The organism is Billgrantia sp. C5P2, from assembly GCF_051062895.2.
Genome location: NZ_CM128542.1, coordinates 4,189,546 through 4,206,030 on the forward strand (window position 1 = coordinate 4,189,546; position 16,485 = coordinate 4,206,030).

The 16,485-nt window shown below is 64.9% G+C and carries 14 protein-coding genes; 5 read left to right on the forward strand and 9 right to left on the reverse strand.

Translation table 11 applies throughout. The annotated features are described in order from the left end of the window. Positions 1-16: 16 nt before the first annotated feature. Positions 17-904 (forward strand): HTH-type transcriptional activator IlvY, encoded by an 888-nt coding sequence (gene ilvY / locus ACRWQA_RS19470; protein ID WP_434232649.1) that lies wholly within the window; start codon positions 17-19, stop codon positions 902-904. Positions 905-963: 59 nt separating this feature from the next. Here the strand turns inward: ilvY and ilvN are convergent, their stop codons facing one another. From ilvN to rluD, 5 genes are all read right to left on the reverse strand, one after another. Beyond that, on the reverse strand, positions 964-1,455 hold the full coding sequence (gene ilvN / locus ACRWQA_RS19475; protein ID WP_104205163.1) for an acetolactate synthase small subunit: 492 nt from the start codon (positions 1,453-1,455) through the stop codon (positions 964-966). Further along, entirely contained in the window at positions 1,455-3,179 is a 1,725-nt protein-coding gene (locus ACRWQA_RS19480) for an acetolactate synthase 3 large subunit (RefSeq protein ID WP_434232646.1), read from the reverse strand. The genes ilvN and ACRWQA_RS19480 overlap by 1 nt, the downstream gene beginning before the upstream one ends. 496 nt (positions 3,180-3,675) lie before the next feature. Further along, entirely contained in the window at positions 3,676-6,258 is a 2,583-nt protein-coding gene (clpB, locus tag ACRWQA_RS19485) for an ATP-dependent chaperone ClpB (protein WP_446326214.1), read from the reverse strand. A 196-nt stretch (positions 6,259-6,454) separates the two neighbouring features. Beyond that, positions 6,455-7,210, reverse strand: a complete 756-nt coding sequence (pgeF, locus tag ACRWQA_RS19490) for a peptidoglycan editing factor PgeF (RefSeq protein WP_434231143.1) — start codon at positions 7,208-7,210, stop codon at positions 6,455-6,457. Positions 7,211-7,219: 9 nt separating this feature from the next. Further along, a complete protein-coding gene (gene rluD, locus ACRWQA_RS19495) occupies positions 7,220-8,179 on the reverse strand; it encodes a 23S rRNA pseudouridine(1911/1915/1917) synthase RluD (RefSeq protein WP_263581380.1) in 960 nt (319 codons plus the stop codon). Between the two features lie 119 nt (positions 8,180-8,298). Between rluD and ACRWQA_RS19500 the strand changes: the two genes are divergently transcribed. Then, positions 8,299-9,123, forward strand: a complete 825-nt coding sequence (locus ACRWQA_RS19500) for an outer membrane protein assembly factor BamD (protein ID WP_434231145.1) — start codon at positions 8,299-8,301, stop codon at positions 9,121-9,123. A gap of 97 nt (positions 9,124-9,220) precedes the next feature. On the opposite strand, the gene ACRWQA_RS19505 is transcribed toward ACRWQA_RS19500, so the two are convergent. After that, on the reverse strand, positions 9,221-10,852 hold the full coding sequence (locus ACRWQA_RS19505; protein ID WP_434231148.1) for an NAD+ synthase: 1,632 nt from the start codon (positions 10,850-10,852) through the stop codon (positions 9,221-9,223). 98 nt (positions 10,853-10,950) lie between these two features. On the opposite strand from ACRWQA_RS19505, the gene ACRWQA_RS19510 reads away from it, so the two are divergent. The 3 genes from ACRWQA_RS19510 to ACRWQA_RS19520 all read left to right on the forward strand — a co-directional run bounded on the left by ACRWQA_RS19510 (position 10,951) and on the right by ACRWQA_RS19520 (position 12,100). After that, the gene (locus ACRWQA_RS19510; RefSeq protein ID WP_263581383.1) at positions 10,951-11,214 is read left to right on the forward strand and encodes an HTTM domain-containing protein; all 264 of its coding nucleotides are present in this window, start codon (positions 10,951-10,953) and stop codon (positions 11,212-11,214) included. Between the two features lie 120 nt (positions 11,215-11,334). Continuing rightward, the gene (locus ACRWQA_RS19515) at positions 11,335-11,862 is read left to right on the forward strand and encodes a GspH/FimT family pseudopilin (protein WP_263581384.1); all 528 of its coding nucleotides are present in this window, start codon (positions 11,335-11,337) and stop codon (positions 11,860-11,862) included. Positions 11,863-11,893: 31 nt separating this feature from the next. Continuing rightward, the gene (locus ACRWQA_RS19520; RefSeq protein WP_434231150.1) at positions 11,894-12,100 is read left to right on the forward strand and encodes a DUF3565 domain-containing protein; all 207 of its coding nucleotides are present in this window, start codon (positions 11,894-11,896) and stop codon (positions 12,098-12,100) included. 23 nt (positions 12,101-12,123) lie between these two features. Here the strand turns inward: ACRWQA_RS19520 and ACRWQA_RS19525 are convergent, their stop codons facing one another. The 3 genes from ACRWQA_RS19525 to ACRWQA_RS19535 all read right to left on the reverse strand — a co-directional run bounded on the left by ACRWQA_RS19525 (position 12,124) and on the right by ACRWQA_RS19535 (position 16,472). Next, on the reverse strand, positions 12,124-12,303 hold the full coding sequence (locus tag ACRWQA_RS19525) for a PLD nuclease N-terminal domain-containing protein (RefSeq protein ID WP_263581386.1): 180 nt from the start codon (positions 12,301-12,303) through the stop codon (positions 12,124-12,126). 105 nt (positions 12,304-12,408) lie between these two features. Next, the gene (locus ACRWQA_RS19530) at positions 12,409-14,745 is read right to left on the reverse strand and encodes an ATP-dependent DNA helicase (RefSeq protein ID WP_434231153.1); all 2,337 of its coding nucleotides are present in this window, start codon (positions 14,743-14,745) and stop codon (positions 12,409-12,411) included. Next, on the reverse strand, positions 14,742-16,472 hold the full coding sequence (locus tag ACRWQA_RS19535; RefSeq protein WP_434231155.1) for a VRR-NUC domain-containing protein: 1,731 nt from the start codon (positions 16,470-16,472) through the stop codon (positions 14,742-14,744). The genes ACRWQA_RS19530 and ACRWQA_RS19535 overlap by 4 nt, the downstream gene beginning before the upstream one ends. Between the last annotated feature and the right edge of the window lie 13 nt (positions 16,473-16,485).

Genomic DNA, 16,485 nt, shown 5'->3' on the forward strand with positions numbered 1-16,485 from the left:
ATGCAATAATCCAGGCATGGACATGCGCCCTCTCAAGCAGTTTCTCACCCTGGCCGATACGCTGCACTTCGGCCGTGCCAGCGAGCTGTGCCATGTGAGCCCCTCGACGCTCTCGCGCACTATTCGTCAACTCGAGCAGAGCCTCGATGCGCCATTGTTCGTGCGCGACAATCGCCACGTCAGCCTGACTCGCCAAGGCCTGGCCTTTCAAGCCTATGCCCGCGAGGCGCTGACCCAGTGGGAGATGCTGCGCCATACCTTGAGCAACCAAGCCGGTGAGCTCGCCGGTGAGATCAGCATCTACTGCTCGGTCACGGCGAGTTACAGCTTTCTCTACGACCTGCTCAGCGATTTCCGCCTGCGTCATCCGCGCATCGAACTCAAGCTGCATACCGGCGATCCGGCTGAGGCCATGAACCGGGTACTGGCCGGCGAAGAGGATATGGCGATCACGCCACGGCCTCGCAGTGCACCGGCGGGACTAGCCTTCAAGTCGCTGACCCGCTCGCCGCTGGTATTCATTGCTCCGGTAGAACAGACATCATGGACCCCGACCACGCCCACCTCCCCTTCCGCCGAGCAGTGGCGAGCCGTGCCGATGATTCTCTCGGAAGCGGGGCTGTCACGAGAGTATGCCGACACCTGGTTCCGGGCACTGGGCGTGGCACCGACCATCTATGCCCAGGTAGCCGGTCACGAGGCGATCGTCAGCATGGTGGGGCTGGGCTTCGGTATCGGCGTGGTGCCGAAGATCGTGCTCGACAACAGCCCGCTCGCCGAACGGGTGCGCGTGCTGCCGGTGAAACCCGAACTCCCCCACTACGATGTCGGCCTGTGCGTGCTCAATCGGCAGTTGAAGAGCCCGCTGATTCAGGCGCTGTGGGATGAGGTCAAGGAGCGTTAGGTCGGAGCCCACGAAAAAGCCGCCCCGAAAGGCGGCTTGTCGATACGCAGGCAACAGAATCAGAGACTGAGAACCTTGTCTCCCCGGGCGATGCCGGATACGCCGGTCCGCGCCACCTCGAGGATCCCCACCGGCCCCATGGCCTGCAGGAAGGCATCGAGCTTGGAAGCATCCCCGGTAATCTGCACGGTGTAGAGGCTCGGCGTCACGTCGACGATCTGCGCACGAAAGATATCCACCGTCCGCTTCACCTCGTCACGCGCTGCTCCCAGCGCCTTGACCTTCACCAGCATCAGTTCGCGCTCGATGTGGTTGCCCTCGGTGAGGTCGACCAGCTTGATCACGTCGATCAGCTTGTTGAGGTGCTTGGTGATCTGTTCGATTACGCGGTCGTCGCCGACGGTGGTCACGGTCAGCCGCGACAGCGACGGGTCCTCGGTGGGCGCCACGTTGAGCGTCTCGATGTTGAAGTTGCGCTGCGAGAACAGCCCTACCACGCGAGACAGTGCGCCCGGTTCGTTTTCCATGAGAATCGAGATGATATGGCGCATCAGGTCCGCTCCGTCTTGGAAAGCAGCATGTCACGCATGGAGCCCAGGGGCACCTGCATCGGATAAACGTGCTCGCGCGGATCGACGATGACATCCACGAACACCAGCTCGTGCTTGTCGGCGAAGGTGCGTTCCAGCGCCGGGCGCAGCTCGTCCATCGTCTCCACCCGCAGTGCGGTGAAGCCATACGCCTCGATCAGCTTGGCGAAGTCGGGCAGCGATTCCATGTAGGAGTGCGCATGGCGCGACTTGTAGTTGAGGTCCTGCCACTGGCGCACCATGCCCAGCGACGCGTTGTTGAGGTTGATTATCTTCACCCCGCCACCGAACTGCTTACAGGTCGAGAGCTCCTGCATCATCATCTGGAAGCTGCCCTCACCCGTGACGCAGATCACCTGCTCCTCGGGGAAGTTCTGCTTGATGCCCATTGCGGCCGGAAAACCGAAGCCCATGGTGCCGAGCCCGCCCGAAGTAATGAAACGGTTGGGCTTGTCGAACTTGTAGTACTGGGCAGCGAACATCTGGTGCTGGCCCACATCGGTGGTCACATACGCCTCGCCGCGCGTCACTTCGCACAGCGCCTCGATAACCTCCTGCGGCTTGAGCTGCTCGCCCGGCTTCGACGGCTCGTAGAGCTTGCCGCGGCGCTCCTCGCGCCAGCCATCGATCTTCTGCCACCACTCGGTCAGCGCCTCGGGATGAGCGATCTCCTTGCCCTGTACCAGACTGATCATTTCATCGATGACGCTGGCCGCCGGCCCCACGATCGGCACGTCGGCACGCACCGTCTTGGACACCGAACTGGGGTCGATGTCGACATGGATGATCTTGGCCGTAGGACAGAACTTGGAGGTGTTGTTGGTCACGCGGTCGTCGAAACGCGCACCGATGGCGATGATCAGATCGGCGTGGTGCATGGCCATGTTGGATTCGTAGGAGCCGTGCATGCCCAACCAACCCAGGCACTGGCGATCGCTCTGCGGATAGGAGCCGATGCCCATCAGCGTAGTGGTGATGGGATAACCAAGCCGCTTGACCAGGTCGGTCAGGCCCTCGCAGGCACGGCCGGTGACCACCCCGCCACCGGTATAGAAGACCGGCCGCTTGGCCTTGAGCATCATCTCCACGGCCTTCTTGATCTGGCCGGTATGCCCCCGCGCCACCGGATTGTAGGAGCGCATCTTGACCTTCTTCGGGTAGACGTACTCGTAGCGCTCGGTGGGCGCGGTCATGTCCTTGGGAATATCCACCACTACCGGTCCGGGGCGCCCCGTCGCGGCCAGGTAGAAGGCCTTTTTCAAAACTTCTGGAATCTCGGTCGGATGCTTGATCGAGAAGCTGTGCTTCACGATCGGGCGAGTCACGCCGATGATGTCGGTCTCCTGGAAGGCGTCATCGCCGATCAGGTGGCTCATCACCTGACCGCACAGCACCACCATGGGAATCGAATCCATGTAGGCGGTGGCAATACCGGTAACGGCGTTGGTGGCGCCGGGGCCGGAGGTGACAAGGACCACGCCGGGCTTGCCGGCAGCTCGGGCGTAGCCGTCGGCGGCATGGGTCGCCGCCTGTTCGTGGCGCACCAGGATGTGCTTGACCTTGTCTTGGCGAAACAGCGCATCGTAGATATGCAGCGCCGCACCGCCGGGATAACCATAGATATACTCGACGCCTTCATCCTGCAGGAATCGGGCGATCATGTCCGCGCCGGAAAGCAGTTCCACTTGTGTATCTCCCCTGGAGGTCTCGAGTGCGATCCGCGCCCAGAATGGGCACGGGGTCGAGTGCGGCGGTACGCCGCTGCCGGCCTTGCCGGCACCTGATGCCAAACCCTGGCATTGGATGCGACCTTGCCGGTACGCATCCTACTGGCCCGGTTGGGGCCTGCACTCTCATCACGGCGGATCGCCGCGTCGGGGCGTTGGCCGGATCCGGCGGTTGGCCGGTTCCGGAATCCTTCGGCGGGTAGAGGCCCGTTGGCCTACCCTTCGCACGGGAATGGGGGGTCACCCTCGGTTATCCGTGCCCGCAAATCAGGAACGCTCAAGATTCCAACAGCCTAGCGGCAGTGTCAACCGTGGCGCGACTGCGTGCATGTCGATAGCGTAAAAAAGCCCGCCGGCAATATGCGGGCGGGCAAGGGGGTTACAGGACGCAACCTATAAAGCAGTGTAGGACGCTCGCCGGCGGCTGTAGCGGCCTAACGCGTAACGTTGTGTATCAGTCGTGAAACACCAGCTTATCGTCCTCTACTTCGACTCGGATGACGTCCCCGGGAACGAACCGGCCGGCCAGCAGATCCTGAGCCAGCGGGTTCTCGATTCGGCTCTGGATCGCCCGCTTGAGTGGTCGAGCGCCGAATACCGGATCGAAGCCCGCCAGGGCGAGCTGGGCCATGGCCTCGTCGCTGACCTCGAGCTGCATGCCGTGCTCGGCCAGGCGAGCGCGCAGGCGGTCGAGCTGGATGCCGGCGATGGCCTCGATCTGCGCCTGACGCAGAGCATGGAATACCACCACTTCGTCGATGCGGTTGATCAGCTCGGGGCGGAAATGCATGCCCACCACGTCCATGACGGCGCTCTTCATCTCGTCGTACTGCTCGTCGGCCCCGCCCATGCGCTGGATGATGTCCGAGCCCATGTTGGAGGTCATTACGATCACGGTGTTGCGGAAGTCGACGGTGCGCCCCTGGCCGTCGGTTAGACGACCGTCTTCCAGCACCTGCAGCAGGATGTTGAAGACGTCAGGGTGGGCCTTTTCCACCTCGTCGAGCAGCAGCACCGAGTAGGGCTTGCGCCGCACCGCCTCGGTCAGGTAACCACCCTCCTCGTAGCCCACGTAGCCGGGAGGCGCACCGATCAGCCGCGCCACGGAGTGCTTCTCCATGAACTCCGACATGTCGATACGCACCATCGCCTCCTCGGTATCGAACAGGAAGCTCGCCAGCGCCTTGCACAGCTCGGTCTTGCCCACCCCGGTCGGACCGAGGAACAGGAACGAGCCGTTGGGCCGGTTGGGGTCGGCAAGGCCGGCACGCGAGCGGCGCACGGCATTGGCCACCGCGGTGACCGCCTCCTCCTGGCCGATGACGCGCTGGTGCAGCGCTTCTTCCATGCGCAGCAACTTGTCGCGTTCGCCTTCGAGCATCTTGGCCACCGGGATGCCGGTCCAGCGCGACACCACCTCGGCGATCTCCTCCTCGGTGACATTGGAGCGAAGCAGCTTGTGCCGCGACGTGTCGGCCTCGGTTTCGCTCGACTCGGCGATTTTCTTCTCCAGTTCCGGGATCACGCCGTACTGCAGCTCCGACATGCGGCCGAGATCACCCTGGCGACGCGCCTGCTCCAGATCGATGCGGGCACGTTCCAGCTCGTCCTTGAACTGCGCCGCGCCCTGGATGCTGGCTTTCTCGGCCTTCCAGATCTCGTCGAGGTCGGCGTATTCGCGCTCCAGATCGTCGATCTGCTCCTGGAGGCTCTCGAGGCGCTTCTTCGACGCCTCGTCGGTCTCCTTCTTGAGGTGCTCGCGCTCCATCTTGAGCTGGATCAGTCGTCGGTCGAGGCGATCCATCTCCTCGGGCTTGGAGTCCAGTTCCATGCGAATGCGCGAGGAGGCCTCGTCGATCAGGTCGATGGCCTTGTCGGGCAACTGACGATCGGTGATGTAACGGGTCGAGAGCTTGGCCGCGGCGATGATGGCACCGTCGGTGATATCGACCTTGTGGTGTACCTCGTAGCGCTCCTTGAGGCCGCGCAGGATCGCCACGGTGTCCTCCTCGGAGGGCTCGTCGACCAGAACCTTCTGGAAGCGCCGCTCGAGTGCGGCATCCTTCTCGATGTACTTGCGATACTCGTCGAGGGTGGTGGCGCCCACGCAGTGCAGCTCGCCACGCGCCAGCGCCGGCTTGAGCATGTTGCCTGCGTCCATGGCGCCCTCGGCCTTGCCGGCGCCGACCATGGTATGCAGTTCGTCGATGAACAGGATCACCCGGCCTTCCTCCTGGGCCAGTTCCTTGAGCACCGATTTCAGGCGCTCCTCGAACTCACCGCGGAACTTGGCACCGGCCAGCAGCGAACCCATGTCGAGCGACAGGACACGCTTGTCCTTGAGCCCCTCCGGCACCTCGCCGTTGACGATGCGCTGGGCCAGGCCCTCGACGATGGCCGTCTTGCCCACGCCGGGCTCGCCGATCAGCACCGGGTTGTTCTTGGTGCGTCGCTGCAGCACCTGGATGGTACGGCGAATCTCGTCGTCGCGACCGATCACCGGGTCGAGCTTGCCGTCGGCGGCACGCTCGGTCAGGTCGAGGGTGTACTTCTCCAGCGCCTCACGCTGCTCCTCGGCGTTGGGGTCGTCGACCCGTTCGCCGCCACGTACGCTGTCGATAGCGCTCTCCAATGCCTTGCGAGTCACGCCGGCCTGGGTCAGCAGCTTGGTCACCGCATGGCCCATCTCAAGAGCGGCAAGCAGCACAAGCTCGCTGGCGATGTACTGGTCGCCCCGTTTCTGCGCTTCACGGTCGGTGAGGTTGAACAGCTTGATCAGGTCGCGCGATGGCTGCACCTCACCGGTGAACTGGCCGACCTGGGGCAGATCGTCCAAATGACCCACCAGGGTGTCGCGCAGACGCGCGGCATCGCCGCCGGCCTTCTGAATGAGCGCCTTGAGGCCGGCATCACGCGTATCCAGCAGCGCCAGCAACAAGTGGCCGGGCTCGAGCTGGTTGTGGCCTCGCCCCACGGCCAGGGACTGAGCGTCGGCCACGGCGTTCTGCAGCTTGGCGGTGAACTTGTCGAAACGCATTCGCTTTCCTCCATCGGGGTGGCGGCGCGTTCGGACGCACCGCTTTGCCCTGTCGTATCGTATTGACAGATTCAATGGAGTCAGCGTGGCCGGCTTTCAAGTCGCCGGCCAGGGAAAGGATGCGTCAGCTTGACGCGGGTCAATGCTGCAGGTTGGGGCAGGAGTCTGGCTCTACGCTCGAAGCTCGTGGCCGGTGCTATCTGAGCCAGATCACGCTGGCCATGCGTCCAGTCTTGCCATCATCGCGACGATGCGAGTAGAAGCGCGACTCGCAGGCGGTGCAGAAGTGGCCGCCGCTGACGTACGCCACGCCGAGTCGCTCCAGGCGCAGGCGAGCGAGCTTGTAGAGATCGGCCATGTAATGACCCAGGCGGTATGGGCTGGGATCGAACGCCGCGGCCGCCTCCGGGTGTACACCGGTGAAGGCCTGCTGCACCTCGGGGCCCACTTCGAACTGGGCGTTGGAAATCGCCGGCCCCAGCCAGGCCATCAGCTCTTCCGGTGGGCTGGAGAGCGCGGCTACCGTGGCCTCGAGTACTCCACCGGCCAGCCCGCGCCAGCCGGCATGGGCCACGCCGACACGAGTACCGCGTCGGTCGCAAAAAAACACCGGCAGGCAGTCGGCGGTCAGCACCACGCAGGCGTAACCGCGATCGAAGGCCACCGAGGCGTCGGCTTCGGGAACGGCCTCGGTATAGTTCGCCTGAACTCGGGCCCCATGCACCTGCTTTAGCCACAGCAGCGGCCGGTCGTCGTCGAGTTCGTTGCCGATCAATCGCCGGCAGAGCCCCACGTGGGCAGGGTTGTCACCCACCCCGTCGGACGGGTTGAAACAGGCGAACTCATCCTGGCTGGGCCCGGCCTCGCGCGTGGTGACGAAGGCACCCACGCTGGCGGGCGCCGGCCAATCGGGCTCGATCAAGGTCGGTTGCAAATGGGGGGCGTCGCTCATCCGGGCTCCTCAGCGCATGATTTCGTGATCGTTACGCAGGTAATCGATCAACAGCAGCAGGTCATCGGGCAGCGGCGCACGGAACTCGACCGGCTCGCCGCTGCCGGGATGCAGGAAAGCCAGCTTCCGAGCGTGCAGCGCCTGGCGCGGAAACTCCCGCAGCAAATTCTTGAGCTCGTCGTTCGCCCCAGCCGGCAGCTTGAGCCGCCCACCGTATACCGGATCGCCGACCAGCGGGAAGCGTCGATGCGCCAAGTGCACACGGATCTGGTGGGTGCGACCGGTCTCGAGCCGGCACCGCACGTGAGTATGGGTACGAAAGCGCTCGACCACGCGGAAGTGTGTTACCGCGGGCTTACCGCTGGCGTGTACCGCCTGGCGCTTGCGATCCTTCGGGTGCCGGCCGATGGGGGCGTCCACCGTACCGCCCGTTGTCATCACGCCGACACAGACCGCATCGTACTCGCGCGACACCGTGCGCGCCTGGAGCTGCTCCACCAGCGCGGTCTGGGCAGCCAGCGTCTTGGCCACCACCATCAGGCCGGTAGTGTCCTTGTCCAAGCGATGCACGATACCGGCCCGCGGCACCGTCGCCAGACTCGGGCAGTGATGCAGCAAGGCATTGAGGAGGGTGCCATCCCGGTTACCCGCGGCCGGATGCACCACCAGCCCGGCCGGCTTGTCGATCACCAGCACCTGTTCGTCTTCATGCACGATATCGAGCGGAATCGCCTCGGGCTCGAAGCGCGCGTCCTCCTCGAGGGTCGCCGCCAGCTGTAGCCACTCGCCGCCGGCCATCTTGTCCTTGGGCTTGCCTGGGCGGCCGTCAACGGTCAGCATGCCCTCCTTGATCCAGCCCTTGAGACGCTCGCGGGAATGGTCGGCGAAGAGTTCGGCAGCGGCCTGGTCGAGGCGGCTCCCGGCCAGGGAAATGGGCACGCGCTGCTGGGCTTCCACGGTCTGGGGCATAGGGGGACTGTCGTTGTCAGCATCCTCGGACTGCGTTTTCACGCGAGGTGCTTTATAGTGGACGGGTTTACGGTCGATTCTACCACGGCCGACACGGCTTGTTAGACACGAGGATCACGATGCGCGTTTCCCCCATCGCCACACGCCTTATTGCCCTGCTCCTGGCCGCCACTCTGGTTACCGGTTGTGCAGGTAGGTCCGACACGGAAGAGGAACAAGACGAGTTCGAGGGCGTTGCCGAGCAGCAGCTCTACGACGAGGCGCGCGATGCGCTCGAGGGCGGACGTTACACCACGGCCATCTCGCGACTGGAGGCCATCGATACGCGCTACCCCTTCGGCCGCCACGCCGAACAGGCACAGCTCGAGTTGATCTACGCCTACTACGAGACCAGCGACTGGGAAGCCACCCGGGCCGCTGCCAGTCGTTTCATTCGTCTGCACCCGACGCATCCGCAAGCCGACTATGCGCTCTACATGCGCGGGCTGGCCTCGTGGCAGGCGGGTCGTTTCAGCCTCGAGCGTCTGCGCTTGATCGATATCTCCAAGCGCGACCTTGGCGCCTCGCGGGACGCCTATACCGATTTCCGCGAGCTGGTGTCGCGCTACCCCGATAGCGAGTACGCTCCCGACGCCGAGCAGCGCATCGTCTACCTGCGCAACGTCCTGGCTCGTCATGAGCTTCACGTCGCCGACTTCTACTTGCGCAAGGGTGCCTACCTGGCCGCCGTCGAACGCGGCCGTTGGGTGGTCGAGAACTATCCCGAGGCCGAGGCCACCCGTGATGCGCTGGCCGTCATGGTCGAAGGTTATCTGGGACTCGACATGCGCGATCGTGCCCGTGAAGTGCTCCAGGTACTGATCGAGAACGACCCGAACAACGACCGCCTGCGCGGACGCACCTTCCAGCCGCAGCACGTGCGGGCGGAATCGCTCTCGGCCTGACAGCTACGGGCTAGTCAAGGCTCAGCCGCCAAAACGCGAACGCCACCGCCCATTCGGCGGTGGCGTTCTTTTTGGCTCGGGCTCGTGGCTCTAGAGCCTACTCGCCAGGCTGCCAGCCGTTGACGATGGGATAGCGACGATCGCGGCCGAACCCGCGCGGCGTGACCCGCACCCCTACCGGCGCCTGGCGCCGCTTGTACTCGTTGCGATCGACCAGCTTGACCACCTGGTAGACGTCATCGCGCTCGAAGCCGGCGTCGATGATCGCCTCGGCACTCATGTCGCCCTCGATGTAGCGCGCCAGGATGGCGTCGAGGGTATCGTAGTCGGGCAGCGAGTCGGTATCCTTCTGGTCGGGTGCCAACTCCGCCGACGGCGGACGAGTGATCACTCGTTCAGGAATTGCCGGCGACTGAGTGTTGCGCCAACGGGCCAGGCGATAGACCCAGCTCTTGTAGACGTCCTTGAGCGCATTGAAGCCACCCACCATGTCGCCGTAGAGCGTGGCATAGCCCACCGCCATCTCGCTCTTGTTGCCGGTGGTCAGCACCATCAGGCCCTTCTTGTTGGAAATGGCCATCAGCAGCACACCGCGGCAGCGCGACTGCAGGTTCTCCTCGGTGGTATCGCGTTCGGTGCCGGCAAAGGTCTCGGCCAGCGTCGACATGAAGGCGTCGACCATCGGCTCGATCGGCAACACCTCGTAATGCACGCCGAGCAGTCGCGCCTGTTCGGCAGCGTCCTCTTGGGACATGTCAGCAGTGTAGCGGTAGGGCATCATCACCGCATGCACCCGCTGCGGCCCCAGCGCATCCACGGCGATGGCCAGCGTCAAAGCCGAATCGATACCGCCGGAGAGGCCCAGCACCACGCCATCGAAGCCACTCTTGTTGACGTAGTCGCGTACGCCGCTGACCAGCGCGCAGTAAAGGCTCTCCTCGGGCTCCTCGTCCGGCTCGATCTCGCCTTCCTGCGGCACCCAGCCACCCGTTTCCTGGACGAACTGCACCGGCATCAGTCCCGCCTGCCAGTAGGGCGCTACCACCCGTACCCGACCCTTGGCATCGACACAGGCCGAACCGCCATCGAAGACCAGTTCGTCCTGGCCACCGATGGTGTTGACGTAGACCAACGGCAGCGACACCTCGGAGGCGCGCTGCTCGAGCAGGCGCAGGCGCTCGGCCGGCTTGTCCTGATGGTAGGGCGAGGCGTTGAGCGTAACGAGAATGTCCGCTCCCGCATCGCGGGCCGCCCGCACCGGCGCCCCATCCCAGATGTCTTCGCAGATCAGCACACCGAGCCTGACTCCCTTGTGCTCGACCACCAGGCTCTGCTCGCCGGTGGAGAAATAGCGCCGCTCGTCGAAGACCTGATAATTTGGCAGCACCTGCTTGGCGTACTCGCCGATCCATTCGCCGTTGTAGAGCAGCCCGGCCATGTTGTAGCCCAGCCCCTCGCGCCGGCCGGGGTAACCGATGATCACCAGCACATCGCGGGACATCTTTGCCGCCATGCGCGAACGCGCCTCACGCAGGCGAGTCTCCATGGAGGGGCGTAGCAGCAGATCCTCGGGGGGATAGCCGCTCAGGAACAGCTCGGGAAACACCACGATGTCGGCGCCATGTTCGATGCGCGCCTCGCGAACGGCTTCGATGGCACGGTCGGCGTTGCCGGGGATGTCCCCTACCAGCGGGTCCAACTGCGCCATCACCAGCGTCAAATCTTGCATGGGCGTAGAAATCTCTTGAGAATCCGAAGTCATTACATTGTCCCGCAAGGGCGCCCGGCTGGCAAAGCCGCTAGCCCTCATCTGGGAGACGAAAAAGGATGAATCTTTTGCTCATTCGCTTGATCATTTTCGCCGTGCTGTTCTTCGCCGGCCTAAAGCTCTACCGCATGTACCGTGAGTGGAAGCTGGAGCGTGAGGGCCAGCTTGACGGCGAGTCGCACCAGGAGGGGGGGCAGATGGTGCGCTGCGCCTGGTGCAAGGTGCATGTACCGGAAGCCGATGCCCTGCGCGACCAGGGTGAATGGTTCTGCAGTAGCGCCCATCGCGACCGCTTCCTGCAGGAGCAACGCCCCGAGGAGTAGGCCGACAAGCCATAGCGGCAATCGCCTACAAACTCCATCGGCAATGGCTGATAGATTCATCTCCAGGCTCGACTAGAGTGAATGCCTCATGACCAGAGGACATCTCTCCAGGAGAGCTTCATGGACGCAGCTCGTGCCTCGCTTACCGTCCCTCAGCGCCAGCGCGGCCTTACCCTTATCGAACTCCTAGTCGTCGTCGCCATGGCCGTCGTGCTGATGGGCTGGGCGGTGCCCGGCCTTCAGGCGATGAACGCCCGCCAGGAAGTCGCCGCCGAGACGCATCGGCTACGGGTAGCGCTCTCCCTGGGACGCAATACGGCCATCACTCGGCGCAGCACGGTCGTCGTCTGCCCCAGCCCCGACCGTAGACGTTGTGACACCAACGACTGGAGCGCCCCGTTGGCCATCGTGCTCGGCCCACTATCGGGCAATGCTTTCGATGAGGATGCCCTGCTGCGAGTGGTCGAAGCCGGTCGCGGCGTGCGCGTCAGCTATCGCCAGGACGGCAAGCCGGTACGCTATGGCACACTGGGACGACCAGCGGGGCATAATGGTACCTTCCGCATCTGCGGTCGCCACGATCAGGGCGCCCAGTTGGTACTCAGCAACTTCGGGCGGGTACGCTCGGGTAGCGCCATCGACTGCTGAGTTCCCCTGCCGCCTCGCCACAGGAGCCTGAATGCGGCAAGCCATCGTGGGTTACCACCTGGACGACGAATGCCACTGGGTTGCCGAGCTGGCGTGCGGCCACAACCAGCATGTTCGTCACCAGCCGCCCTGGGTCGAGCGCCCCTGGGTCACGACAGAGGCCGGACGCCGTTCGCGCCTCGGCCTCGAGCTTGAATGCGTCAAATGCGAACGGGGCGAGCCACGAGACAATCCGTGAGTCGCGGCCCACTGCCCATACCGCTACCCCTTGGGGCCCATCAACAGCCAGATGATCAAGCCAATCAGCGGGAATACCAACAGCACGATGATCCACAGCAGCTTGGCAACGGGGCCGGCCGTACTCTTGGCCACCTTGACGATGGCCCAGACCAGAATGATCAGCCAGATCAGGCCCAGCAGGCCGCCCACTTCGATTCCCATCAGACATCTCCTTGTCCAGCGGTAGGTGATGGTTCAAGAAGTAGCACGCAGCGGCAAAGGTAACAAACCGAAACTGTTACGCCAGGTAAGCTCAGGTAACTCATCTCAGCCGACTTGCCACCACTCGGGCAGCAGCCGTCTCACGTCCCGATGCTGGAAGCGATCGTCCATCAGCACCAGGGTGCCACGGTCCTTGGGGCTGCGGATGACCCTTCCGGCTGCCTGTATCACCTTGATCAGCCCCGGAATGCGATAGGCATAGGCATCGCCATTGCCGAACCGCGCCTGCAACCTGGCCTTGAGGGTTTCGTTGAAGGGATCGAACGGCGGCAAGCCAAGGGTGGCAATGAAGGCACCGACCAACCGCTCGCCGGGCAGGTCGATGCCCTCGCCGAACGCCCCGCCCAGCACCGCAAAGCCGATGCCCTGCCCGCCCGCCTGGAAGCGCGCCAGGAAGGCGTCGCGCTCGGCTTCACTCATGCCGCGAGTCTGGCTCCAGCGGGACAGCTCGGGGTGAAGCCGTGCCAGTCGCGCCTCTACAGCCTGCAGGTAGGCGAAACTGCTGAAGAAGGCGAGATAAAGCCCAGGTCGACGCTGGTACTGCCCGGCCAGCTCGGCAACGATGGGATCGAGCGAGGCCTCGCGATCGCGCAGGCGCGTCGAGATGCCGCCCTGAATGCGCACCTCGAGCTGGTCGGCCCGGAACGGCGAGGCAACCGACTGCCATACGCTATCGCCAGGTAGTCCCAGCAGATCGTGGTGGTAATGGGCGGGGGACAGGGTGGCGGAGAACAGCACGCTGCTGTGTGCCTGGGCGAAGCGCGGCGCAAGGAAGTCCGCCGGGATCAGGTTACGCAGTCCCAGGATCGCATGGCCGCGGCCGTGCCGGGTGAGATCACACAGCGAATGCTCGCCGAACGAATCGGCCAGGCGTATGAATGCCTGGACTTCGAACAGCCGCTCCTGCAAGGCCGGCTCGGCATCGCCTGGATGCTCTGCCAGATAGTCGGTGATGGCTGCCGCCGCCCGCTGCATGGCGCCAACGAGCCGCTCGGGCAGGCCTTCCAGGACCCGATAGGTGGGCCGCCCCGCCTGCCCCTCGTCGGCTCCGCCCTGCTCGCGCACCATCTCCTGCCACTGACGTACCAGCCGCCCGAGAGGTTTGACCAACGGCGCCGGAGCGCTACGGTGCAGCTGGCTGAAAGCACGCTGGTCCAGCTCGATGCTGTACATGCCACGGGCGCGCTCCACCAGGTTGTGCGCCTCGTCCACCAGCAGCGCCAGGCGCCAGGCATTGGCCTGGGCCAGGCCGTGCAGCAGCGCGGAGGCATCGAAGTAGTGGTTGACGTCACCCACGCAGACATCGCTCCAGCGCGCCAGCTCCTGCCCCAGGTAGTAGGGGCAGACACGGTACTCGAGCGCCACTTCACGCAGCGCCTCGCGGCCGAGCCAGCCGCGTGTCACCGCGGCCTGGCGCGCCGCCGGCAGCCTGTCGTAGAAGCCGGCGGCCAGCGGACAGGCATCGCCATGACACGCCTTGTCGGGGTGCTCACAGGCTTTGTTGCGAGCCACCAGCTCCAGCACTCGCAGAGGAAGCCGTCCCCCGCCACTCTCCTCCGGGTTCTGGTCTCTGCTCTCTCCTTCAGCCCCCAGCCGGGCCAGGGATTCCAGCGCCAGGCGCCGACCCGGCGTTTTCATGGTCAGGAAGGCGAGTCGGTCGATGCCTTGGCGTGGCATCGCCTTGAGGGTGGGAAACAGCGTGGCCACGGTCTTGCCGATGCCCGTAGGTGCCTGTGCCAGCAGGCAGCGCCCGGTGGCTGCCGCCTTGTAGACGCCCTCGGCCAGCTCGCGCTGCCCGGGGCGAAACTCGGCGTGGGGGAAGACGAGGCCGGCCAGCGCGGCATCGCGCGCCTGGCGATGGGCCCGCTCCTGCTCGGCCCAGCCCAGGAAGCGCTCGCATTGAGCTTCGAAGAAGGCGGTGAGTTCGCCGGCGCTGGCCTCCTCGGTCAACAGTGTCTCGCGCTCGCTGGCGATGTCCAGATAGACCAGCGCCAGGGTCAGCGACTCGAGCCCCCGTTCCGCACACAGCAGCGCTCCGTAGACCCTGGCCTGAGCCCAGTGCAGGGCGCGCTGGTTGGCGGCCATGCGCGACAGGTCGCCACGATGGGTCTTGATCTCCTCGAGGCGGTTCAAGGCAGGATCGAAGCCGTCTGCCCGGCCACTGACGGCGAGGCCGCGATAGCGCCCACTCAGCGCAATCTCGCTTTCATAGCCGTCGCCACGCCGTCCGGTTACCAGGACATGGCCGGCCATGCCCTCGCGGGCGCTGGGAGAGGGTGTGAAACGATGGTCGAGATCGCCTTCCCGAGCGGTGAAATCGCATAGCGCCCGTACGGCGACCCGGTAGAGCGGCGTTTCGGCACTCTTCACGGCATCACTCATGGCACCGCATCCTGTTGCCAGGTCACGTGGCAGACCACGGCCTCAATGCCTTGGGCCTCGAAGAACGCCAGCCAGCGGCGCTGGTTATCCTGCAGCCTGTCGCCCGGTCCCTTGACCTCGATCAGCCGATAACGAGGCTCAGCGCCGTCTGCTCCGGGCAGGAATTGGATCAGGTCGGGCAGACCGGCGCGGTTGGCCTTGAGGTCGGTCAACAGGCGCTCGAAGCAGGCCCGCAGGTGCACAGCAGGAATGCAGACGAGCGCTTGCTCAATCAGCGCCTCATCGAGCCCCTCCCAGTACACGAAGGGCGATACCACTCCATGCTTGTCATGCCAGACGCGCCAAATGGCCTCACCGTGAGTTCCCTCATCGAGCCGGGCCAGGCAGGCCGCGAACCGCTCGCGGCGGCGAGCCACGAAGTCGTCTCGATAGAGATCCGCCGGCCCGCTGTGGAAGGGGTGGAAGAAGGACCCGGGCAGTGGCGTAAACAGCGCCGGCCAGCAGAGCAGGCCGAACAGGCCGGTCACGAGGGCGTTCTCGACGTAGCGCACAGGCGCTTCGGGGCGGCTCAGGTGCTCGGCTACGGCCTGCTCGACGCTCGGCGTGGCAGGACGCGGCAGGCTAAGGTCCATCCGCCGTGGCACGATTTCGGGTTCGTGACTTGGTGGCGCCAACCCCAACCGGCGACAGAGCCTGGGCATCAGCCGTGCCAATGCCTGGGCCTCCTGCTCGCTGGCAGAAGACGTCCAAGCGTGAGTCGCCAAGGTATGGGCTTGGCGGTATTCGCCCAATCGCTCCAGCAGCCGCAGGCGGCGAATGCGCGCCTCCACCTGACCGCCTGGCTCCTCACCGCTTTCGCCATAGAGCGCCAACGCCAGCGCCTCCTGTCCGGCCCGCTCGGCGGCGTGGCCCAGGCGAAACAGCAGCCGGCCCCGCCGCTGCGCCAACCAGGCGTTGTCTTCCGCGACTGTCGGCACGTCGGCGACCAGCCGCTCGGGTGGCTCGCCCGTCTCGAGGCGCTCGCGCAGCCTGTGCAGGGTCAGGTAGGCATCCACCTCCTCGCGGCGGTGAAAGGCGCGCGAGCCCGGCGTCAACTCGACCCGCTCGAAGCGCTGCAGGCCGAGCTCCGTGAGCACGAACTCGGCCCAGTCCTGATGCAGGTTGCCGAAGAACATCAGTCGCAGCCGATCGCACCATGGCATCACGGCCAAGCGCACGATGCGTACTCCTGCCAGCGCTGCGTCGGCCTCGGGCCACCACTCGGACAAGCGCTTGGCCTGGCTCTCCTGCGCCAGCAGCGCCTCGCCCAGCGCGGTCTTGCTCGCCTTGGGCGAAAGCCCTGCGGCGGCGATCTCCTTCGCCAGCGCCCGGCGCAGTTCGTCCAGGCGCAGCAGGCGGAACAGCTCGTCAAGCGCCAGTGCCGGGTTCGCGTCGACCCAACCGGCCTCGACGAGCGGAGCCATCGCGCGCTGGGTATCACCGATCTCGGCATAGGCGAGTTTGTCGCTGCGAAAGAGCTCGCCCTTGCGCATCACCATGCGGACCAGCAGCGCCTGGGATGGCTGTGGCATGGCTTCGAAGTTCTCAACGAAACCCTGCTCCGCCGCGGTCAGCAGTTCACCGTGACGCTCGCACACCCAGCCGAGGACGAAGCGGAAATTCGCCAAATAGTAGAGCGGATCGTCGAGCGAGGCGGTGACGGGAGCAGTGCCTGGAATACTGTTCATGCATCCATGATAT